Here is a 22,181-nt window from a genome sequence, read left to right on the forward strand (position 1 = left end):
AGGATAAGAAAATAGGCAAAAATTCAATTAACGTTTTGTTTACATCTACCCTCTAAGAACCGTGAACAACGCTCACCCATCATTTATCACTTCAATAGCCGCAAAAGCGGCAATTTTGAGAATTTGGCTCGCACTGGATCCCATTGGCACTATTTGCACGGAATACTCAAACCCATTCAGTATTGGACCAATAAATACCCCAGCTCCCAGTTCTTGCAATAATTGAGTAGCAATGGCTGCCGAATGTAGATCTGGCATTATCAATACGTTAGCTGAACCAGATAAACGACAGAAAGGATAAATTTTATGTAACTCTGGATTTAAGGCAATATCTGCCGACATTTCTCCATCATATTCAAAATCTACTTTCATATTATCAAGTATTTTAACCGCTTCTTGGATACGACTAGCCTCTTCACGCATAGGATTGCCAAAATTTGAGAATGATAATAAAGCAACTCGTGGATAATAACCCATGTTCTTGGCAATTCCAGCCATTTGTATAGCAAGCTCTACCAATTCTTGAGAAGACGGCAGCTCATTAACAGCATTATCAGCAATCAATACTTGGTGTTCTTTAGCAAGCATTATTGAATAACTCAGGATTCTGTTGCCAACTTTTGGCTGTATTACTTTGGCAATATCTTCAAAATTATTAAAATAACTCTTATTGAGGCCAGTAACCACTGCGTCTGCATCACCACTAGCTACCATACATGCAGCAAACACATTACGATCAGTTTTAACTAATCTGGCGCAATCACGATATAAAAACCCTTTACGTTGTAATTTACTATACAGAGCATCAATATATTTTTTGAGATTTGGGTTAATTGCCGCATTCATTATGGCAATGCCTTCCAAATTATGTTCTACTCCCATATTATTGATCATGGGAGTGATTTTATGAGAACGTCCAACTAAAATGGGGTAACCAAGAGCATCATCACGCATCATCATTGCTGCCTTAATTACTTCTTCTTCCTCACCTTCAGCAAAAACAATTCTTTTCGGATGCTTATGAATTTTTTCAAATAAAAAATTCATATAGCTGGATGTCGGATTTAGTCTACTCATTAATTCAGCTTTATAAGCCTTACAATCAAGATTAGTAATCTTTGTCGCTCCACTGGCTATAGCAGCAACAGCCACTGCAACAGGGATAGTGCTAATTAATCGTGGGTCAAATGGTACCGGAATAATATATTCCGAGCCAAAACACATTTTACGATCAGGATAAGCTTTATATACTTCATCTGGAACAGGAGATCTGGCTAATTCAGCTAGCGCTTGACTTGCTGCAATTTTCATTTCTTGATTAATGGTAGTAGCACGTACATCTAATGCTCCACGAAAAATATAAGGAAACCCCATCACATTATTGACCTGATTATTATAATCAGAACGACCAGTTGCAATAATGGCATCACTGCGCACTGCCTTGATACTTTCTGGCGAAATTTCAGGTTCAGGATTGGCTAGAGCAAAAATAATAGGATTTAATGCCATAGCAGCAACCATTTCTTTTGTGACCGCTCCACGCGCAGACAAACCAAGAAAAACATCAGCACCATTCATTGCTTCAGTTAAAGTACGCAATTTAGTCTCAATAGCATATTTTTCTTTCCATTTATTCATTCCTTCAGTTCGCCCTTGATAAACCACTCCATTAGTATCACAAAGTGTAATATTCTGGCTGACAGCACCTAACGCTATTAATAATTCTATGCAAGCAAGTGCAGCAGCCCCTGCACCATTAACTACTATCTTCATCTCAGCAAAAGTACGATTTGTCAGATAAGCAGCATTGATTAATCCTGCACTAGCGATAATTGCAGTACCATGTTGGTCATCATGAAATACTGGTATCTGCATACAATTATTTAAACGCTCCTCAATAATAAAACATTCAGGAGCTTTAATATCTTCTAGATTGATACCACCAAAACTATAGCCCAAATATTTCACTACATTGATAAATTCTTCCGGATCAGTAGTATCAACTTCAAGATCAATTGCATCAATATCAGCAAAATTTTTGAATAGTACAGCTTTACCTTCCATGACTGGTTTTGAAGCAGCAGCACCTAAATTACCTAAACCAAGTACCGCTGTACCATTAGATATAACCGCAACTATATTACCACGAGCAGTATATTTATAAATATTATCCAGATTTTTTGCAATTTCAAGACAAGGAGCTGCTACTCCTGGCGTATAAGCAAGCGACAAATCCTGTTGGGTAACCAAAGGCTTAGTAGGAACAACAGCAATTTTACCAGGTCTATCTTGAGCATGATATTTTAGAGCTTTTTCATATTCTGACTTATTAATTTTATCCATATGCTGTACCTCTTATATTTTTCGATGCCGCAATAAATTCTCTATAATATACTAAAGAAAGTATTAATTCTTACTTTTATTAAATATAAAATCAACCTAAAATATACATTAAAATAGATAACGATACTACTGAAAAAATAGTCATAAATGTAATAATTGATGCCATTGACTCTGGGTCTCCGCCTAGTTGTCGAGATAAAGCATAAGCTGTACTAGCACAAGGTATACAACTATATAATATGCCAATTGACCGTTCCAAGTCATTAACAGACATTAACCACAGCACAACAAAAGTAACTATGGGTAGTAGCACCAATTTGATTAAGCTGGTATACAATATTTGTCGATAGTATTTTCTATATGCTATAAATTTTAAGCTAGCACCAACATTTAACATTCCAATAGCTAATGCTGAATCAGAAAGACTAGATATGGTTTTTTGTACCCCAAGATTTAGCTCTACCTCAGCATAATTGAAGATAAAACCTAAAATACTGGAGATAATAAGAGGATTAGTGAAAATAAGCTTTAATGATAATGTTACAAAATGTAAACCATGATGTTTTTCATTTTTCTGATTGGAAACAAAGCTGGCAAACACTAGTATAGATAACAAGTTAGTAAAAACAATCATATATGAAGAAATAACCGCAACTATCGTCAGACCAAAAGCATCAAACAACGCATTACTTACACTAAAAAAGATATAGTTATTATAACGTATTGAACCCTGAAAAATTGAAGTAAATTGTATTTTATCGCCATTAGTGTGCCTACGATGCAGGATTAAGGCGATAGATATAATACTTGTAGAGATAACCAATCCTAATATTAACTTGAATAGTGAGACTGATTTTAAATCAGCTGTTGAAATGTAATTAAACAATAATGCAGGAAACAATAAAAAATAAGATAGCTTCTCCAAACCTCGCCAAAACTCCTCTGAAACCAGCCATTTTCTTTTGATGATACTGCCAATAAGGGTAATCAAAAAAATTGGCAAAGTGCTGAAGAGTATGTCTTGCATTGTAAGATGTTTTAGAATTGCGCTGAATTTTGACTATTCGAAGAGTGTTCAATGAACTGTGTCAAATCGTCATTGCGAGGGCTCTGTCTGAAGCAATCCAGAAAAAACTCAGAATAATTGACTGAATTGCTTCGGCAACGCCTCGCAATGACGAATCTTACTTTAATTGACACAGTTCATTGAGCACTCTCACTATTCGACATAATATCACAATTTTGATATTTAAGCAAAGTCCTGCTTAAATAGACTTATCATTAAGCCAGTATTTACTGAAAGCAAGAAAATGATGATTTTCAAAATTATGCTTTCCGTATGTCAGCTGCTGCCCATGGAGATCGGTAATATTACCACCACTAGATATTATTAAAGCGTGCCCTGCTGCAATATCCCATTCCATCGTTTGTTCAAATTTTGGGTATATATCAGCACTTCCTTCTGCGATTAAACATAATTTGATTGAACTTGAAATATTTATTACTTTGCTAATATCATGGTTTTGTAAAAAAGTACTAGTATTTTTATCTAAATCCTGAGCGCCAACAACAGCAATATATTTATCGTTTCCTGGTAAGCGCTCATTTTGTTTTAGCAACAGTTGATTTTGCTCAATACATAAACCGTGATTACTATCAGTATAATAGAGCTTAGAGGTAGCTGGTTGATAAATTAGGCCAATAATAGGAATATTATCCTTAATTAGAGCGATATTCACAGTATAGCTCTCCTCTCTTCTGATATAACTTCTAGTACCATCTATAGGGTCTACCAACCAGAAAATATTAGTAGTTAATTGTTGCTTGAATCGCTCTTCACAAATAACCGTTATTTCTGGGGCAATCATTTGCAAACCCTGATAAATAAACTGGCTAATCTCCTGGTCAGCATTAGTAACTGGAGAATTATCTGCTTTATAATTAACAATAATACCAGAATCTTTTACCTTTAAAGCTATTTGACCAGCTTCGGTGATAAGTGTCTTGAGAGCATTGATTGAATTATACATATAAATCAGTAAGATGATGCTGCCTGCAACAAGCTTTTAAGGTGTTTGAGAGTAAGAAAGCAATGGTCATCGGACCAACTCCTCCAGGAACCGGTGTAATAAAACGTACTTTATCATACACATTAAAAAAATCGACGTCACCAACTATCTTTGGATTATCAGCAGATAGTCTGGTAATACCAACATCAATTACGATCGCAGTAGGATTAAAATACTTAGCAGATAACTTCGCAGGAATTCCGATTGCAGAGATAACTATATCGGCTTGAGAGGTGATATTTTGTAAATTCTTGGTTTTAGAATGACAGATTGTAACCGTACAATCCTCTTTAAGTAAGAGCGCAGCCAGCGGCCTTCCTACTATATTTGAGCGACCGATAATTACAGCATGTGCTTCTGCTAAAACAACATCACATTTTTTTATTAAGGCAAGACAGCCCAAAGCAGTAGGAGGAATAAAACCATCAAAAATTGCATTATTGTATAAACAACCAACATTTAATGGATGAAACCCATCAATGTCTTTATCCGGATTTATTGCTAAAGCAATATTTTTCTGATTAATATGAGCTGGCAACGGTAATTGCACAATTATACCTGATATAGTATGATTGTCATTTAATGCTGTAATACAATTTAGCAGTTCTACACTAGTAACCGTTGACGGCAAATTTACGGTAGTTGCGTTCATACCACAATCAGCTGCCGCTTTTAATTTACCACGAACATAAATTATACTTGCTGGATTATCACCAACTAAAATAACTGCAATTGTTGGAACAATATTAAACGAGAGCTTCAACAACTTAACTTTTTCTGCCAATTCTTTTAATATTGTAACTGCACACTGCTTACCATCAATAATATTAGATGGATATTGCTTCATCTTGGCAACCCCTTGGTTGTTGAGTACTCAAAATGCAATGCTTTACCATCAAACACCCGTGCATATGCATGATGCACTGCCTGCGCCGCATCTGAGAAACCAGTGAGAATCAATTTGAGCTTACCAGGAAACGTCGCAATATCACCTATCGCATAAATTCCATTAATATTAGTCATACAGTGCGGCGATGTTACTGCTATATGATGAGATTTTAACTGCAACTGCCATTCAGCAATTGGCCCAAGCGTTTGTAATAAGCCAAAAAATGGGCATAATATGTCCGCTTCAATGGTCTTAAGATTACCATCAAGGTCTTTGACCACTACCGCCTCCAGGTAACCATCGCTACCAATTAACTGATCAAGTTGATACCCAGTGATAATTGTAATTTTACCTGCATCAGCCAATTGTTTAATTTGCCTTAAGCTCTCCGGCGCTGCTCTGAATTTATCACGTCGATGCAACAAATAAACTTTGTCGGCAATCTCAGCAAGAGTTATTGCCCAATCTACCGCAGAATCCCCTCCTCCAGCAATTATAATTTTTTTATTAATAAAATCATTGCGACTTTTTATGAAATAAAATACTGATTTATTTTCAAACAATTCAATTCCCGCCAGCGGTGGCTTGTTAAAATCAAATGCACCAGCTCCTGCTGCAATTATTATAACGGTGGCTTGTATGGTTAACTCTTGAGAAGTTTTGATGATAAAATTATTATTTTCTGTGGTAATAAGCTCTATAACTCGTTGATTGAAATGATATACAGGATTAAATGGCGCCGCTTGATCCACCAATTGTTTAACTAGATCCGCTGCTAAAATTTTAGGATAGCCTGGGATATCATAAATAGGTTTTTCTGGATATAGCGCATAACATTGCCCCCCTGGTTGCTCCAGCGCATCAATAATATGACAACGCATACCTAGCATACCAGCCTGAAAGGCTGCAAACAACCCTACAGGTCCTGCTCCAATAATAACAACATCAGTGTGCATAGCTCATATCTCGATAAAATATAGAACAAGCACTATACATAACAAATTATTTATTTTGTGTAAAGAACGATAAAGCACTAATTAACTTTAAGGATCTTTTGTTGATCATCAGAGATTATTAGATTATATTGCTGGTTAAAAGTTTAATAAATGCCAGATTATATTATTCTCGAGCAACATGGTGAAGCCTTAAAAGTTCCAGTCCGACGAAGTCAGAAAGCAAAAAGAATTGGCATCAGGATTACTTACAAATCATCAGTAGAATTAGTGCTACCATCCGGAGTAAAACCGGAAATAGGTCATAAGTTCTTATTAAGTAAAGAACATTGGATTAGAAAAAAACTACAAAAAGCTATTATATCGTCACAAATTCCTAGTAATATTATTCCAATTCTTGGCAAATCATATAATATGCTTTGTCATCAAGCTGATGATAATTCAGTGAAGCTGCAGCATGAGTGCATTGAGGTATATTCTAGAGATAACAACTATCATGATGTTTTAAAAAATTTCTTAAAAGGCATATTATTACAAAAAATAATAATATTAGCAGCACCGATAATCACTGAATATAAACTACGCTACAATAAAATCAGAATTACGTCTAATGTCAGTAAATGGGGAAGCTGTTCCAGTAAAGGCAATTTATCCTTTAATTGGCGGCTTGTCTTTGCTCCTGAAGAAGTTCTGCAATACGTAGTAATCCATGAAATATGTCATCTTAAGGAAATGAATCATAGCAAAAATTTTTGGCATCTCGTATCCATCATTGAGCCTGATTATTTATTACCCAAACTATGGCTGAGAAAAAATGGACATTTATTGAATTACCACTTAAATGCAGCAATATCGTTATAAAATAACTATAGAATATTTAGGAACTGGACTAGCTGGATGGCAACGTCAGGCTAATAGTTTATCTATTCAACAAATATTAGAAGAGGCCATTTACTGCCTGACTAAAACAACCACTATCGTTGTTGCCGCCGGTAGAACAGATGCCGGGGTTCATGCATTAGGCCAAGTAGCTCATTTCGACCTGAGCCGCTACCTTGATCCATACCATATCATGCGTTCCTTAAATTATTTTATGAGACCACATTCAGTCGCAATTATAGATTGTCAAAATGTGACAAATGATTTTCATGCCCGATTTTCAGCAATAAAACGCCACTATATCTATAAAATTGTCAATAGACCTGGACAAGTAATACTAGACGCAGAACGATCTTGGTGGATTAGGTCTAGATTAGATATACCAGCAATGCAACAAGGAGCTTCTTATTTATTAGGTCACCATGATTTTACTTCTTTCAGAGCCAGACATTGTCAGGCGCAATCACCAATTAAAACCTTATCTAAACTTGAGATAATTAAATGTGATCAAGAACAGATTAATTTTTATTTATCAGCTCCATCTTTTCTGCATCATATGGTACGCAATATTGTTGGTAGCTTAGTATTGGTAGGGTTACAAAAATGGCAACCGGAAAATATTAAAGCAGCTTTGGATTCCAAAAAGAGAGAAGCAGCTGGTACTACTGCTCCAGCTAAGGGATTATATTTTGTTAAGGTTGATTATTGAACATCTTTAAATTACTATCTTGGTTATACAATAATAATTATTATTGACATATAATAATATCATTTGTATAACTTAATAAACAATTATGCGTCAAGTTAAAGAAAAAGAGTCAATATAATAGACCTCTCTCACAAACTCTACTTCTGTGGATGATTTGTACTTTGACGCGGTACTCGAATCCGAAACAAACCAAAAGTACGCTGCGGGTCAAGGTTCCGTGTCTCCTTCAAATCCTCTCTCTCTTCGCTGAGTTTCGAAAGAGGTCTAATGATCGTCATTGCGAGGGCGTTGTCGAAGCAATCCAGAATAGTTAAAAAATCTTAGCTTTTAACTAGATTGCTTCGATTTCTAATAAAATCTCGCAATGACGGCTGTGGAAAGACGAGACACAAGGATCACGCTTAAATAACATCTCAAAAAGCACGTTATTATCACTACAAATCATGAATTATGAAAATCAGTCAAGCTATTGCTTATGCTAATCAAAAACTGCAACAGGTAGGGATAAAGTCATTTTACCTAGAGAGCAGAATTTTGCTTAAGCACTCGATAAATAAACCGTTAGAATATCTGCTTGCAGCAGCTGACCTGGAATTGTCAAATACAGAGTTAACAATATTTCTTAATGCAATAGAAAGACGCCTCAAACTTGAACCTATAGCATATATTGTGGGTTATAAAGAGTTTTATGGTTATAAATTTGCTGTTGACAATAAAGTATTAATACCTAGAGCAGATACTGAAGTTCTAATCGATGCAACACTAACGTTAATGGACTCAAAAACATCATGCAGAATACTTGATCTTGGTACAGGTAGTGGCTGTATAATCATTACGTTACTATTACAAATACCACTAACAACTGCAACAGCCATAGATATAAGTATCGATGCTATCAAAATCGCTACCATCAATGCTGAAATTCATAATGTACTTCACAGATTGAAGTTAATTCACGGCGACTGGTTTAACAACATTGCTCCACAAAAATTTGATTTGATAGTCAGTAATCCTCCTTATATAGCTGATCACGAAACTTCCATTATGACTCCTGAAACCATACTTCATGAACCAACACTAGCTTTATTTGCTGAAAATGATGGCTATTCCAGCTATAATACAATTGCAGAAGTTGCAAAACATTTTTTAGCTCCAGGAGGCAAATTATTACTTGAGGTAGGTTATTCGCAAGCTGAGCAGGTTATTAAAATATTTACTCTGGCCGGTGGTTATAACCTATATCAAACTTATCAGGATCTTGCTGGTCATACACGAGTAATCTGCTTTAATTAAATCATCTCTCAAAAACACTATTATTTTCATGATTCTAGTATATAATCCGATGCAATAATGTTGATATATACTCGATGAACTTCAAAAACTGGCGTTGTCGCCTTTGAATATCTACGGTGCGAAACAAACTTAAGACTGCTTGCGCTCCTTGAATTCAAAGCTCCTAGCCCTTTTTGAAGTTGATCTTCGTATACCGACTCTTCATTTGCACGGAATATATAAAAGTGTTAAAAAATATGTCAAATAACGACCACGAAATAGATAAAGCAGATAATTATAGTGCCGACTCGATTAAGGTACTTAGAGGCCTGGATGCTGTCAGAAAAAGACCAGGAATGTATATTGGTGATACTGACGATGGTTCAGGGCTACACCACATGGTTTATGAAGTTGTCGATAATGCCATTGATGAAGCGTTGGCAGGTCACTGTGATGCTATTGTAGTCATCTTAAATAGTAACGGTTCTGTAACGGTACGAGACAATGGTCGTGGTATCCCAGTAGATATTCACGAGGAAGAAGGAATATCCGCTGCCGAAGTAATCATGACTCAATTGCATGCCGGCGGGAAATTTGATCAAAATTCATACAAAATTTCAGGTGGCTTACATGGTGTTGGCGTATCAGTAGTCAATGCGTTATCAGAGTGGTTGGAATTACGTGTTTGGCGGTCAAATCAAGAATATTTCATGCGTTTTAAAAACGGTGTAGCTGAGGCTCCGCTTAGTATTACTGGTGTTACTGTTGATAAAAAAGGAACGGAAATCACATTTTACCCATCAAAAGATACTTTTAGTACTTTGGATTTTAATTTTACCACTCTTGAGCATCGCTTAAAGGAATTAGCCTTCCTAAATTCCGGGGTGCAAATTTTATTGAGTGATCACCGTAGTAGCGAACCAAAACAAGTTGAGTTTGCTTCATCAGGTGGGATTACTGCTTATGTCAAATATATAGATCGAGCAAAAGTAGCGCTACATCATTGTATATCAGTAACCACATATACTCCTGAGACCGGCATTACCGTAGAGCTTGCCATGCAATGGAATGATTCCTATCATGACAATATCCTATGCTTTACTAATAATATCAGACAGCGCGACGGCGGTACTCACCTTATAGGATTTAAAGCAGGATTAACCAGAGTTTTAAGTGGATATATAGAAAATAATGGTCTGAATAAAAAAAATAAAATAAATTTTTCTGGTGACGATATTAGAGAAGGTCTATCTTGCGTATTGTCAGTTAAAGTGCCGGATCCTAAATTTTCATCACAAACAAAAGATAAGTTAGTTAGCTCAGAAGTGCGAACAGCTGTTGAAAATGCCACATATAGCAAAGTGCTACAATGGCTGGAAGAGCATCCTAATGATGCCAAAATTGTTATTAATAAAGTAATTGAAGCCGCTGTTGCTCGTGAAGCCGCCAGAAAAGCAAGAGAATTAACCAGACGAAAATCTGCACTTGAAATATCAAGTTTACCAGGAAAATTAGCTGACTGCCAAGAAAAAGATCCGGCAAAATCAGAATTATTTATCGTAGAGGGAGATTCAGCTGGTGGCACCGCAAAGCAAGGCCGTGATCGAAAATATCAAGCTATCTTACCGCTAAGAGGAAAAATCCTTAATATTGAACGAGCAAGATTTGATAAAATGCTTGGCTCTGAACAGATTGGCACCTTAATTACTGCGCTTGGAACTAGTGTCGGCAATGATGATTTCAATATTGCAAAACTTAGGTACCATAAAATAGTAATTATGACTGATGCTGATGTTGATGGTTCGCACATCAGGACGTTATTATTAACTTTCTTTTATCGTCACATGCGAGAATTAATGGATAGAGGTTATTTATATATAGCCCAACCACCATTATACAAAGCAAAAAGAGGCAGTGCTGAGTATTATTTAAAAAATGAGCAAGCACTACAAGAATATTTAATTAAGTCAGTAATTAATGATTCTGCTTTATTATTAGCCGACGGTAACCGGGTACAGGATCAGGAATTACAACAAATAATTGCTCAAATAGAAAAATTTGTTACAGCATTAGATCAAGTTAATATCAAATTCCCTAAAAATATTCTGGAATGTTTGGCTATAAATAATTTGCTGGATAATAATTTATTTGATGCAAGCAACAAAGAACAGGTTATGGCTCGCGTCAGCACTTTAAACCTTGGAGAATTTGAGCCAGGTAAGACAGATTGGCAAGTGGTGATGGGAGATAATTATATTGAATTTTTCCGCTTGGTTAGAGGATTAAAAGAAAGTAGAACTTTATCGAGCGAACAAGTTAATTCAGTGGAATTTAGGAAGATTAGAAACTCTGCCATAGCTTTACATGATATTTTTACTAAACCAGTACAATTGATAATAAAATCACAAGAATATAAGAATATTATTTTACCGACAATATTACTACATACCCTTCTCGGTCATAGTAAGCGTGGTATAACTATACAACGTTTCAAAGGGCTTGGTGAAATGAATTCCGAGCAATTATGGGAAACTACTTTAGATCCAATCCGTCGCACCTTATTACAGGTAAAAGTAGGTGAAACAGATGATGCTGAAGAAATCATCTCAACTTTGATGGGTAGTGTAGTAGAACCTAGACGTGAATTTATTCAAGAAAATGCTTTGAATGTAGTGAATTTAGATGTTTAGGCATACAGCACATAATAAGATATAAAGGAAAAATTATGCATCAATTACAATATAAAAATATTTTTTCAGTTATAGATGATTACGACGTATTTTTATTTGATCTATGGGGAGTCATTATTGAAGGTGATCAACTATATCCAGGAGTAGTTGATGTTATTAACGCTGTTTCTTCTGCTAATAAACAGGTATTTTTTGTCTCCAATGCCCCACGTTCAAAATTGTGGTCACATAAAATAGTAACTTCATGGGGCATTAAAACAACTCCAGAAATGGTAATAACCTCAGGAGAAGTTGCCAGACAAGTAATAAAAAATAGCGCCACAACACTTGGAATAGAGCTACCGGTAATTTATCACTTAGGAGCAGATCGTAACGATGATATTACTCAAGAACTGAATTGCCAGCTTACAACAGAAATAAATGATGCCAATATTTTATTATTAACTATATACCGCGATGAAGGCGAGGATACAAATCAATTTGATCAAATATTGGAGAGCGCAGTATCACGTAAAATAATAAATATCTGTGCTAACCCAGATATTATAATTCCAAGGCAGGAATCATATAGATATTGCGCTGGATATTTTGCTCAAAAACTAGAACAGCTGGGCGGCAAGGTAATATATACCGGAAAACCCTACACTGAAATATATGATCAAGTAACACTGCAATTACCATTAGTGCCTAAGAATCGTATTCTAATGATTGGCGATACTTTTGAAACCGATATTTTAGGAGCTAACAAAATTTGCATAAATTCGGCCTTAGTCTTGACCGGTAATGCCAAAAAATTCCATCAATCACATACTACTATAGAAGATAAATTGCATAGTATCTATCTGGGCGCAGTTAAGTTCGAAGCTCAACCAGATTTCGTTATTGATCTTACAGAATAATATACTCCATGAAGATTAATTTAATAATTTAATATAAAATTCTTCTTGAATATTGATATTATATTAAATATAGTTAAGTTTCAATTTTTATAATTAGGAGGCTATATATTTATGAAAACTCAAGAAGAAACTACAACTTTCAGTATGTTAGTCAATGGAGAATGTACTGATCAGAACTTATTAAATCAACATCTTTTTATTGAAAAGCCTGACTCTCAAATATTGAATATAAAATTTGTAGGACCAGGATTATTAATGATTGACTCTATGTACTCTCCTATCAATAAACAAGCACTACAACAAGAAAGCTCTACATTAGTTTTTGGACATAATTGGTATGGATGGAATGATATAGAAAATATATCTACTATTGCTACTCCATATATAGCGCAACATAATATAACTAAACTTAATATAATATTGCAAATGCATGGATTTGTGGAAGATAACTCTTACTATTTAGGCATGGAATACGACCCTACGGCAATTTGTGGAGCTCCAAAAAAGGTACTATCTAATCAGTTTATTAATGAGTTATCAAAATTAACTAACCTTGTTGAGAGTACCGACCTAATATCCATTGCTTGTTATGGTAAAAAAATGATAGAGCTAGGCGATCCAGAGATTATTCAACAGTTTAGTAACACAACATTTTGTTTTTTTTCTAAAGATGACGTGACTTGGCAAGGTGATATTTGCAATGGTTCACACCAATTAGATAGTTTTTTTCAATCCTGGCGTCCGAAGCACAAATCCCCGCCAATAAACCAAAATGCCCTGTATACTTTATATCTCTAGGTGTATAAGGTTGTTTTTAGGTTCTTTTGTAACTGTGCAATTATATCCTCAATATTTATTGTACTTTTCCCTTGTAGGAATACATATTTGCCAATAAAGTTTATGTGTTCCCACCTTACTGGTGATATGCTGTTTAAATAGTTTATTCCTTCTATATTTCCTTGTGCAATGCACTCTGCAAGTAGTTTATCTAGTATAATTGCATTGTATAATATTATAGAGTTTGCTAGTAATCTAGAGCATTGATTCCAGACCTCGTTCTCTAAAATGGTCTGTCCTCTGAACTTTCCACTATGCACTTTTGCTATAGCTCTACGTAGCTGGTGGTAAGACTCAACCCTGTTTAAAGCTTTACGAATTTGACTACGTAAAATATCATCATCTATGAAATCCAGTAAATAGATGCTTTTCAGTATTGAATCATATTCCCAAAGAGCTGTTTTAATTCTGCTATATCTTTTATGAGATGACAACTTACTTATGATTGTAGCTTGTGTTGATTCTTGGGTAGCGAGTGATACAAAAATTCTTTGAATATTTTCCCATTCCTCTGTGATAAGTTTTCTATTGGCCAGTTTAGTAGGTTTGATAAAGCAGTCTTTATAAAGGACCAGAGGTTTCATGCTCCTGAGACTTTTGACTTGTTCTTCTGGATCAGAAAAATTTGGCATAAATAATTTGCTTATGGAATCAAGCACAGCAAAATTGACTCTGTTGATTGAATGCATGTCTCCCGATACAGCGTCTGGATCAACGTCAGAAGTATTATTATATATAATGTCGTAGGTATAATGGCTCTCATGTTCATTGGCGCCAATAATCTTGCAATTGATCGGTACATGGTTGAGTACCATACTAAATGGGACAATACCTTTTTTTAAGCCAAAATATTTTGGAGAGTATCTAGCTTGCATAGTATCTAGCCTTGTTTCAAACTTTTGACCATCTACTGCAGCCAGTAACTTATCTGGTAAAATGTTCCACGAATTAAAAACCTTCAGACTTGCTATTTTGTTACTGATAATATCGTTAGCTTCTCGTAAATTCTCTAGGCTCAAAAAGTTTTTTTCTATATTACTCAGAGTGCTATAGCTTATATCACAACTTCGCGACATGCGATAAGTACCAAAGCTAAACCCGTTTGCTACAATGCATGCAATGATTCCTTCGTAATCAGCTTTTTGCTTAGAATAACGTGGTTTAATATGATCAAAAGCTTCACAGAAGTTGGTTTGTTCGTTGATAAAATATAGTAATTCGCTGATATTGATATTTGGCACTCCAGCAAAGAAATTGTCATCTTTCTCCTCTGTAGTAGGGTTGATTAAATGCCATTTGTGCTGTGTTTTCCCATCCTTATCAACTTTGTCATCTTTAGTCTTGCTCTCTTTTATTTTAATGTGACTGTTTTCTTTACTGGCAATTTTTCTATTCACTTCTAGAATTTTTGTATGAAGTTTTACCTCTAACTCATTAAGTCTTTGTTCTATGTTGACTGCGATATTAGGATAGTTCAGTTTTTGTAGGAGTTCGTCTTTATTTTGCCATACCTTATCAGAGACAAGATCTGCACTCAGGCTTTTGTATTTGATACTTTCGTTACAAAAAATATTTCCTTTATCAATTTCTTTCGCAATAGATTGATATAGATAAAACTCATATTTATCAGGATGATAAGCATTGATCTTGGTAGCTTTGTCTGAGTTTGTTCTTGCTTGCTTTGTACTTTCAGATTTAGCAGTACTATCATTTTTTGCAATATGTAGATACTTTCTGATATTTTTTGGGATAAATTTATCAGGAAATTTATCTGTAACTACTTTGCTCAAGGGCAAGTCTTTATCAAACACATCCTTCAAGAATGATATGGCTTGCATTAAATCATCATCCTTTTTAATGCTACAAAGCTCTATCGATCTGAATAGCATACGGAGATTGCCTTTGATACGCTTAGCCTTATTAACATAGAATTCCCATTTAGCAGACTCAAAATCAAAGGATTGTCCTGCAATATAGTCAGCGGTTGGTAGATATTGAGTTTTAGGAAGAATATTGTACGCAGATTTCCAAAAATTTGTATGGTCTATTTGCTCTGCATCTTCTCCCATAAATCTTAATAAGCTACTTACTTTTGGTAAATTGTTGTTATAATGGATTGTATGGAGTAAGAGTTGCTGATTAGCATATTCATTGGCTTCTTGAATGAAGTTGTTATTATAATAGACCTCTTTCGAAACTCATTTACCAAGCTCCCAATTATATAAACCAGCAATTAAATTGAACCTAAGACCAAATCTTTTGCGTCTATTTCGATGCAATTATTTTAAAACGCTTTAACATAATTTATCACCGATAACATTTTCATTTAATACTCTGTCACTTGCTAAACTTCTATTATTTTTCTTATCTTCTTTAGTTAAAGCATTCTTTTTACTCTTTTTCTTTGGTAGCTCAGAATTTGTATGAATCTTCTGTAAGCCTTGATAACCAGTATCAGTAATCACTTTAACCTCAGGCAGTATATGGGTTCTTGATTCTTTAAATAATTTAAAATCATGACGCTTACCATTGGAAAAAGAAGTGCATATGACTCGTTTGCTTTTCTTATCTACTACTATTTGAGTCTTTAACGTATGTCTTTTCTTTTTACCTGAGTAATAGTATTTCTGTTTTTTTGGGGTCGCTCTATAGGGCTTTCTGTAGCATCTATTAAAACTAATTCATACTCCATACCGCTTTTAACTAGAGCCTTCTTACCTGGAAGAGCAAAATCCGGATGTTTTATTAGAGTGTCTTCAACAAAACGAATTGTTTTAAATGCACTGCTTTCGCTAACTCCATAATTCTTAGCTATATGAAAATAGGTACGGTATTCCCTTAAATATTCAAGTGTCATTAATAGGCTGTCTTCCATACTAAGACTAGCTCTTCTGCCACCTTGGTACCTCCTATTTATTTGTTTCTCTGTCTTTAAAATCCCTACCATCTTTTCAAATGTACTATTTCTTACCCCTGTTAATCTTCTAAAATGCTCTTCCGATAAAATGCTTAAATTTTTATATCTCATATAGTTCTAAATTAAGTAAATTCGACTTTATAACATATTTAGTCCAGTTTCGAAAGAGGTCTAATAGATAAAACTGGTAATTAAATTATTGATGATTTCTTTGTATCTCTGATTAATGTAGCATAGCAAACATAGTTTTCTAAGAGACCTGCTAAGTTTTTCTAATCTGTAAATATTGTATTCATCTGCAATACCAGCGTAGTACCTAATACATTTAGGTGATATTTCAAGTTTATCTATTAGCTGTTTAGATAGTTTATAATATTCTGAATACGTAAGAGACTTAGCACATTCTGCTTTGAGCTCTAAATATTTAAAATTCTTTGGTTCTATCTTGAGTATTGATAAATTTACTGTAGAACCTGATTGAGTCATATTTGACAAAAAGGTCTCAAAGGCTTGAGATATATTACTCGTAAGGATATTGTCTATACGTTTAAATTCGATGCTGATTGCTAAACTTATGATGCCCTGTAATATAGTATAACTTGGCAATGTGATTTGTCTTATCTGAATCTGAGACAATAGTTCCCTAAAAATATCTAGATGATTTGCATGAATACGAGCTAAAAGTAGAGCTTGTTCTACAAGCTCTTTGTGTGCCTTATCGTTGAAATCTCGAAAATTCAGTAAAGCAAGAATCTTCTTATTGGTTTCGTCTTTTTTTGCCTTCAGCAATATACTTTTGTGTTTATTTTGGATAGTAAAATACTGAGTCAATACATAATCTAAGTCTTGTTGGACATCTTCGTAATTAAAAGAAAATAACCGACCTTTGGCTTTAAAATAGCCAAGTTGTAATATTGCATAAACTTTAGAAGAAATATCAGGAATTTTTTCAACAAACTGTCTCTCTTTCTTATTTAAAGTAAAGAAAACAATCTTTTCTTCTAATGTAAATTTTGGCAAAGAATAAAGATCATTGATTTCAGCTTCGCTTAAAATTTTGATACGTTTATAACCTGTAACCATAAAATTATAACTTTTTGTATAGGATAAAACGGCCGTTAAGAGAATGCTGTTTTGTAGGTGCGTTATATGTTATATAGTATATATACTATGTATAGTTTTCTTCTAATACTAGAGTTAAAACTTAACGGGCTAAAAAATGACCAAAATTATTGCTTATATTCGTACCTCAACAGATAAACAGGAATTAAATAATCAAAAACTTGCAATATTGGAATATGCACAAAAAAATAATTTAAAAATAAATGAGTTTGTTGAGATTCAAATGTCTTCTAGAAAAACTCCTAAACAGAGGAGAATCGAAGACGTCTTAGAAAGACTCTCTAGTTCTGATATGTTGATTGTAACAGAGCTTAGTAGACTTGGTAGAAGTACTCCTGAAGTTATAGAACTGGTCAATGCGCTAGTTGCAAGAAATGTCAGGGTGGTAATACTTAAACAAAACCTTGATATCAGCAAGCAGGATATGAATTCCAAAGTTACAATTACCTTGTTTGCATTATTTTCGGATCTTGAACGCGATCTGATTAGCTTACGTACCAAAGATGCCCTTGCACTCAAAAAGTCTCAAGGACAAATACTAGGTAAGCCAATTGGAACTCTACAAAAAAGTAAGTTTGACAAAGATGCCAGCAAAATTATAGAACTCTTAAAACTTGGACTTTCAATAAGAAAAATAGCAAAATTCTTTGGTTACAAGAATCATATCTCACTCAACACTTATATTAACAAAAGACATTTAAAAGACGGAACTTTAAATGATCAGAGCGGGGGCTTGAAAACAGCCTGAAACTCTATATCTCAAAGGGTGTAGAGAGTAGTTGGTTTATCGGCGGGGATTTGTGCTTCGGACGCCATCCTATAACATGAGTGTTATGGAACGTTGTTTACTTACATATGCTATGAATGTTAAAGAAAAATTGCATGTGCCGCATGTAATAAAAGCAGAGTTAGAAGTAAATTTCTCTGAAATATTAAGTACGTTATATATTTCAGAAAATATAGCCAACAATCCATTTATACAGACACTAATTAGCACAGATATTATAAATAGTGGAAAGACAGAAGAGTTATTAGGTAATGAAATTATTAGTGCTTTTCCTGATATTTCAGCATCGAGTTTTGGAGCAATATTAGGCGCATGTATATTTGATTATTTTCACCATGAGGCTTGAGGCAATACGAGCCACCAATAAAACAAGATATAGAATTGAGATAAGCGTTGTTCACGGTTTTTAGAAAAACCGTCATTGCGAAGAGCCTTAGCTCTGAAGCAATCCAGAAAATCTAACGTAAAGAAACTGGATTGCTTCGGCTAAAAGCCTCGCAATGACGATGGTTGTAACTTTGTAAGTCGTATATTGACGTTCAATTTTAAAAACCGTGAATGCTCACTTCAGAGATCTTTGGTAAAGGGATCCAAATAATATAAGCAATTGACACTATACCTAAAATATAACAATAATATACATGTGGTATAATACTAACTGGTGATAAATTGGCCAATGAGCTTACTAATAATATTTGCGCGCCATATGGTATTATCCCTTGAAATACTATTGAAAAAATATCTAACCAAGTAGCACTATAATGCGGAGGGATTTTGTACTTCTCCGCTATATCTTTTGCTATTTCTCCACTAAAAATAATTGCCACAGTATTATTGGCAAATAGCAAATCAAAGACCGAAACTATTTTAGCAATTACAAACTGTGCTGCCCGTTTATTGCCTCTCTTACGAATGACCTCAGATAAATAAAGAGCTATATCTTTACTACTTTTGCTGGCAAAGCCTGATAGTCCACCAACCATTAAAGAAAGCAACATAATTTCTTGCATATGGGCAAAACCCTTTACTATATCATTACTAAAATTAATTATGCTATAATCTTGATTTATATAGCCAATAATCCAGGTGAATAGTAAAGAAACCACCAGGCAAACAAATACATTTGTACCAAATAAAGGTAATGCTATTAATAAAATATAAGGCATAATTAAAATAACATTATACTCGCCTTCAGAAATTATAGTGCTGCTATGATGGTCATTACTTAACAATAATAAAATAACTACCGTAATTATTGAGGCAAAAAGAGAAACGATTGCGTTAAGCTTAAATTTTGCTTTTGGATCAGCTTTTTGCGACATTACTGCTGCAATCGTAGTATCAGAAACGATTGATAAACTATCACCAAACATTGCTCCACCAACCACAGTAGCCATGCCAATCTCTGCCGGAAAGGCACCATGTTCTATTAAATTAGCGGCAATAGGAGCGATAGTTGCAATTGTACCCATAGAGGTTCCAATTGCTGTTGAAATAAAAGCTGCTGTAATAAACACTCCGATTAGCAAAAACTGTGCCGGCACTAAAGATAATGCTAAATTTACTGTAGCATCTACGCTACCAATAGCTTTCGTTACAGCACCAAATGCCCCGGATAATAAAAATATTATACACATAGTGATGATATCGCGATGTCTTACTCCATCAAGAAAACAATTAATTTTTTCTTCAGTGGTACCACGATATAACGACCAAGCTAATGCAATTGCTGGAATAATTGCGACAATCGGTGAGACTTGATAAAAAGCATAATCAACACCAATAATAGTATAATATATTCCACTACCTACATAAAGTAGTACAAAAAATAAGATTGGTAAAAAATTAATTAATATATGCATGACTAAAACACTCGCTAATATATGATAATAAGAAATTTATAGAATTTTAAAATAAACCAGCAACCCATGAATTAAAACGACTACTACTTCAGATATTACAGTAATTTGAGTCAATTTAGCCAGGTTCCTTGAGTATCATTACGAGGAGTTATGACGACAGAACACTCAAGTCACCACTAGATCGCTTTGCTCCACTCGTAAAGCTGATCAGTATTTACCATTAATTCATGCGGAAAGGTTTGGTATTTAATATGAAATACACATTCGAAGCTGAGGATATTGAAACAGAATAGTTATTGACCAGGAAATCATTAGATATAATTTCTATATTAGACCTCTTTCGAAACTCATTTACCAAGCTCCCAATTATATAAACCAGCAATTAAATTGAACCTAAGACCAAATCTTTTGCGTCTATTTCGATATTTATCAGCAATTATTTTAAAACGCTTTAACATACCGATAACATTTTCATTTAATACTCTGTCACTTGCTAAACTTCTATTATTTTTCTTATCTTCTTTAGTTAAAGCATTCTTTTTACTCTTTTTCTTTGGTAGCTCAGAATTTGTATGAATCTTCTGTAAGCCTTGATAACCAGTATCAGTAATCACTTTAACCTCAGGCAGTATATGGGTTCTTGATTCTTTAAATAATTTAAAATCATGACGCTTACCATTGGAAAAAGAAGTGCATATGACTCGTTTGCTTTTCTTATCTACTACTATTTGAGTCTTTAACGTATGTCTTTTCTTTTTACCTGAGTAATAGTATTTCTGTTTTTTTGGGGTCGCTCTATAGGGCTTTCTGTAGCATCTATTAAAACTAATTCATACTCCATACCGCTTTTAACTAGAGCCTTCTTACCTGGAAGAGCAAAATCCGGATGTTTTATTAGAGTGTCTTCAACAAAACGAATTGTTTTAAATGCACTGCTTTCGCTAACTCCATAATTCTTAGCTATATGAAAATAGGTACGGTATTCCCTTAAATATTCAAGTGTCATTAATAGGCTGTCTTCCATACTAAGACTAGCTCTTCTGCCACCTTGGTACCTCCTATTTATTTGTTTCTCTGTCTTTAAAATCCCTACCATCTTTTCAAATGTACTATTTCTTACCCCTGTTAATCTTCTAAAATGCTCTTCCGATAAAATGCTTAAATTTTTATATCTCATATAGTTCTAAATTAAGTAAATTCGACTTTATAACATATTTAGTCCAGTTTCGAAAGAGGTCTATTATATAATGTGTTTTCATTCTAACTTTATTTATTATAATAAGTCAAGCAATATTTATTGTAGATTCTGGCATTGTTAAGTAAGTATAGATATAACTAATAAAGTAGGAATTGATATTATAGGAGTTGGTTAAGGAGATGTTTTGTTGTAAGCATTGTGGTGGTTACAAAGCAGTTAAGAACGGTTTTGTTAAGAACAAGCAAAGGTATTTATGTCAAGAATGCGGTAAACGTCTAGGCTTAGTGACGAAAGAGAGAAATACTCATGAGAGCAAAAGATAAAAGTAGTTGTACACGAAAGTATTGGTTATAGAGCTATAGAAAGATTAGAAAATATACCAGCTTCGTTGCTTGTAAGTTGGGTTAGAAGCTTTGCAAAAACTCTAAAAGAGAAACTATGTCTTACTCAAATTCCTAATAATCTGAAGGAAATTGAGATATTAGAGATTGACGAACTTTTTACTTATTATCAAAAAAAAGTAAAAGAACCTATGTGTGGATTGCTGTGGACAGGAACAGGAATCAAATTATTGATCTTACAGTAAGTAAAACAAGAAAGAAATCTTTGTATGTTAAAATAGACCTCTTGCATAACTATAGCTGGTTTATAATTTTGTTGTCAAAATTTGACTCCGGTTCTCATGTATTAGATATACACTGCGATCCTCGTCTGCATTTTTGTCTGAAAAATTCCCCAACCATTTTTAGGTTATG

18 protein-coding genes and 1 pseudogene are annotated in these 22,181 nt (G+C 34.2%); 9 read left to right on the forward strand and 10 right to left on the reverse strand.

Annotation, left to right across the window (positions count from 1 at the left end; genetic code table 11):
• Positions 1-72: 72 nt before the first annotated feature.
• The 5 genes from R2I74_RS02720 to R2I74_RS02740 form a co-directional block, all read right to left on the reverse strand.
• Positions 73-2,343 (reverse strand): NADP-dependent malic enzyme, encoded by a 2,271-nt coding sequence (locus R2I74_RS02720; protein ID WP_316353749.1) that lies wholly within the window; start codon positions 2,341-2,343, stop codon positions 73-75.
• Between the two features lie 91 nt (positions 2,344-2,434).
• Entirely contained in the window at positions 2,435-3,370 is a 936-nt protein-coding gene (locus R2I74_RS02725) for an AEC family transporter (RefSeq protein WP_316353752.1), read from the reverse strand.
• A 238-nt stretch (positions 3,371-3,608) separates the two neighbouring features.
• Positions 3,609-4,373, reverse strand: coding sequence for a 3'(2'),5'-bisphosphate nucleotidase CysQ family protein (locus R2I74_RS02730; protein ID WP_316353755.1), 765 nt, complete (start codon positions 4,371-4,373; stop codon positions 3,609-3,611).
• Complete coding sequence (locus R2I74_RS02735; RefSeq protein ID WP_316353759.1) at positions 4,366-5,259, reverse strand: bifunctional 5,10-methylenetetrahydrofolate dehydrogenase/5,10-methenyltetrahydrofolate cyclohydrolase; 894 nt, start codon at positions 5,257-5,259, stop codon at positions 4,366-4,368. The genes R2I74_RS02730 and R2I74_RS02735 overlap by 8 nt, the downstream gene beginning before the upstream one ends.
• Complete coding sequence (locus tag R2I74_RS02740; protein WP_316353762.1) at positions 5,256-6,257, reverse strand: NAD(P)/FAD-dependent oxidoreductase; 1,002 nt, start codon at positions 6,255-6,257, stop codon at positions 5,256-5,258. The genes R2I74_RS02735 and R2I74_RS02740 overlap by 4 nt, the downstream gene beginning before the upstream one ends.
• A 150-nt stretch (positions 6,258-6,407) precedes the next feature.
• On the opposite strand from R2I74_RS02740, the gene R2I74_RS02745 reads away from it, so the two are divergent.
• The 6 genes from R2I74_RS02745 (at position 6,408) to R2I74_RS02770 (ending at position 13,501) form a co-directional block, all read left to right on the forward strand.
• Positions 6,408-7,115 (forward strand): M48 family metallopeptidase, encoded by a 708-nt coding sequence (locus R2I74_RS02745; RefSeq protein WP_316353764.1) that lies wholly within the window; start codon positions 6,408-6,410, stop codon positions 7,113-7,115.
• Positions 7,096-7,842, forward strand: a complete 747-nt coding sequence (truA, locus tag R2I74_RS02750; RefSeq protein ID WP_316353768.1) for a tRNA pseudouridine(38-40) synthase TruA — start codon at positions 7,096-7,098, stop codon at positions 7,840-7,842. The genes R2I74_RS02745 and truA overlap by 20 nt, the downstream gene beginning before the upstream one ends.
• A 450-nt stretch (positions 7,843-8,292) precedes the next feature.
• Positions 8,293-9,135, forward strand: coding sequence for a peptide chain release factor N(5)-glutamine methyltransferase (gene prmC / locus R2I74_RS02755; protein WP_316353772.1), 843 nt, complete (start codon positions 8,293-8,295; stop codon positions 9,133-9,135).
• Between the two features lie 236 nt (positions 9,136-9,371).
• Complete coding sequence (gene gyrB / locus R2I74_RS02760) at positions 9,372-11,804, forward strand: DNA topoisomerase (ATP-hydrolyzing) subunit B (RefSeq protein ID WP_316353776.1); 2,433 nt, start codon at positions 9,372-9,374, stop codon at positions 11,802-11,804.
• 35 nt (positions 11,805-11,839) lie between these two features.
• The gene (locus R2I74_RS02765; protein WP_316353780.1) at positions 11,840-12,703 is read left to right on the forward strand and encodes a TIGR01459 family HAD-type hydrolase; all 864 of its coding nucleotides are present in this window, start codon (positions 11,840-11,842) and stop codon (positions 12,701-12,703) included.
• Between the two features lie 111 nt (positions 12,704-12,814).
• Complete coding sequence (locus tag R2I74_RS02770) at positions 12,815-13,501, forward strand: hypothetical protein (RefSeq protein WP_316353783.1); 687 nt, start codon at positions 12,815-12,817, stop codon at positions 13,499-13,501.
• Here R2I74_RS02770 and R2I74_RS02775 read toward each other — a convergent pair.
• The 3 genes and pseudogenes from R2I74_RS02775 to R2I74_RS02785 form a co-directional block, all read right to left on the reverse strand.
• The gene (locus R2I74_RS02775; RefSeq protein WP_316353785.1) at positions 13,498-15,609 is read right to left on the reverse strand and encodes a Tn3 family transposase; all 2,112 of its coding nucleotides are present in this window, start codon (positions 15,607-15,609) and stop codon (positions 13,498-13,500) included. The two genes, R2I74_RS02770 and R2I74_RS02775, sit on opposite strands and share 4 nt — an antisense overlap.
• Positions 15,610-15,738: 129 nt before the next feature.
• Positions 15,739-16,568, reverse strand: a pseudogene (locus R2I74_RS02780) (IS5 family transposase).
• Positions 16,569-16,628: 60 nt separating this feature from the next.
• On the reverse strand, positions 16,629-17,540 hold the full coding sequence (locus tag R2I74_RS02785) for a DUF4158 domain-containing protein (protein WP_316353788.1): 912 nt from the start codon (positions 17,538-17,540) through the stop codon (positions 16,629-16,631).
• A gap of 136 nt (positions 17,541-17,676) precedes the next feature.
• Between R2I74_RS02785 and R2I74_RS02790 the strand changes: the two genes are divergently transcribed.
• Both R2I74_RS02790 and R2I74_RS02795 read left to right on the forward strand, forming a co-directional pair.
• Positions 17,677-18,327: a recombinase family protein gene (locus R2I74_RS02790; RefSeq protein ID WP_316353392.1), complete on the forward strand. Its 651-nt coding sequence runs from the start codon at positions 17,677-17,679 to the stop codon at positions 18,325-18,327.
• An 85-nt stretch (positions 18,328-18,412) separates the two neighbouring features.
• Entirely contained in the window at positions 18,413-18,712 is a 300-nt protein-coding gene (locus tag R2I74_RS02795) for a hypothetical protein (protein WP_316353790.1), read from the forward strand.
• 199 nt (positions 18,713-18,911) lie between these two features.
• Here R2I74_RS02795 and R2I74_RS02800 read toward each other — a convergent pair whose 3' ends face one another.
• Together R2I74_RS02800 and R2I74_RS02805 are read right to left on the reverse strand one after the other, a co-directional pair.
• Positions 18,912-20,228: a Na+/H+ antiporter NhaC family protein gene (locus R2I74_RS02800; protein ID WP_316353792.1), complete on the reverse strand. Its 1,317-nt coding sequence runs from the start codon at positions 20,226-20,228 to the stop codon at positions 18,912-18,914.
• A 347-nt stretch (positions 20,229-20,575) separates the two neighbouring features.
• Positions 20,576-21,405, reverse strand: a protein-coding gene (locus R2I74_RS02805) for an IS5 family transposase (protein WP_316353063.1) whose coding sequence is annotated in 2 segments (ribosomal slippage) — positions 20,576-21,015 and positions 21,015-21,405 — 831 coding nt in all. Because the reading frame shifts where the segments join, the coding sequence is not laid out codon by codon here.
• A gap of 200 nt (positions 21,406-21,605) precedes the next feature.
• On the opposite strand from R2I74_RS02805, the gene R2I74_RS08280 reads away from it, so the two are divergent.
• Positions 21,606-21,749: an IS1/IS1595 family N-terminal zinc-binding domain-containing protein gene (locus R2I74_RS08280; protein WP_458693309.1), complete on the forward strand. Its 144-nt coding sequence runs from the start codon at positions 21,606-21,608 to the stop codon at positions 21,747-21,749.
• Positions 21,750-22,181: the final 432 nt, after the last annotated feature.

It is taken from the genome of Candidatus Trichorickettsia mobilis (assembly GCF_963422225.1).
Classification (GTDB): Bacteria; Pseudomonadota; Alphaproteobacteria; order Rickettsiales; family Rickettsiaceae; genus Trichorickettsia; species Trichorickettsia mobilis_B.

Bases quoted from the DNA above. Each gene is read 5' to 3' on its own strand.
- R2I74_RS02770 (WP_316353783.1), top strand. From the start codon at position 12,815: ATGAAAACTCAAGAAGAAACTACAACTTTCAGTATGTTAGTCAATGGA.
- R2I74_RS02725 (WP_316353752.1), bottom strand. From the start codon at position 3,370: ATGCAAGACATACTCTTCAGCACTTTGCCAATTTTTTTGATTACCCTT.
- R2I74_RS02735 (WP_316353759.1), bottom strand. From the start codon at position 5,259: ATGAAGCAATATCCATCTAATATTATTGATGGTAAGCAGTGTGCAGTT.
- R2I74_RS02720 (WP_316353749.1), bottom strand. From the start codon at position 2,343: ATGGATAAAATTAATAAGTCAGAATATGAAAAAGCTCTAAAATATCAT.
- R2I74_RS08280 (WP_458693309.1), top strand. From the start codon at position 21,606: ATGTTTTGTTGTAAGCATTGTGGTGGTTACAAAGCAGTTAAGAACGGT.
- R2I74_RS02800 (WP_316353792.1), bottom strand. From the start codon at position 20,228: ATGCATATATTAATTAATTTTTTACCAATCTTATTTTTTGTACTACTT.
- R2I74_RS02785 (WP_316353788.1), bottom strand. From the start codon at position 17,540: ATGGTTACAGGTTATAAACGTATCAAAATTTTAAGCGAAGCTGAAATC.
- R2I74_RS02745 (WP_316353764.1), top strand. From the start codon at position 6,408: ATGCCAGATTATATTATTCTCGAGCAACATGGTGAAGCCTTAAAAGTT.
- R2I74_RS02765 (WP_316353780.1), top strand. From the start codon at position 11,840: ATGCATCAATTACAATATAAAAATATTTTTTCAGTTATAGATGATTAC.
- gyrB (WP_316353776.1), top strand. From the start codon at position 9,372: ATGTCAAATAACGACCACGAAATAGATAAAGCAGATAATTATAGTGCC.
- prmC (WP_316353772.1), top strand. From the start codon at position 8,293: ATGAAAATCAGTCAAGCTATTGCTTATGCTAATCAAAAACTGCAACAG.
- R2I74_RS02795 (WP_316353790.1), top strand. From the start codon at position 18,413: ATGGAACGTTGTTTACTTACATATGCTATGAATGTTAAAGAAAAATTG.
- R2I74_RS02790 (WP_316353392.1), top strand. From the start codon at position 17,677: ATGACCAAAATTATTGCTTATATTCGTACCTCAACAGATAAACAGGAA.
- truA (WP_316353768.1), top strand. From the start codon at position 7,096: ATGCAGCAATATCGTTATAAAATAACTATAGAATATTTAGGAACTGGA.
- R2I74_RS02730 (WP_316353755.1), bottom strand. From the start codon at position 4,373: ATGTATAATTCAATCAATGCTCTCAAGACACTTATCACCGAAGCTGGT.
- R2I74_RS02775 (WP_316353785.1), bottom strand. From the start codon at position 15,609: ATGGGAGAAGATGCAGAGCAAATAGACCATACAAATTTTTGGAAATCT.
- R2I74_RS02740 (WP_316353762.1), bottom strand. From the start codon at position 6,257: ATGCACACTGATGTTGTTATTATTGGAGCAGGACCTGTAGGGTTGTTT.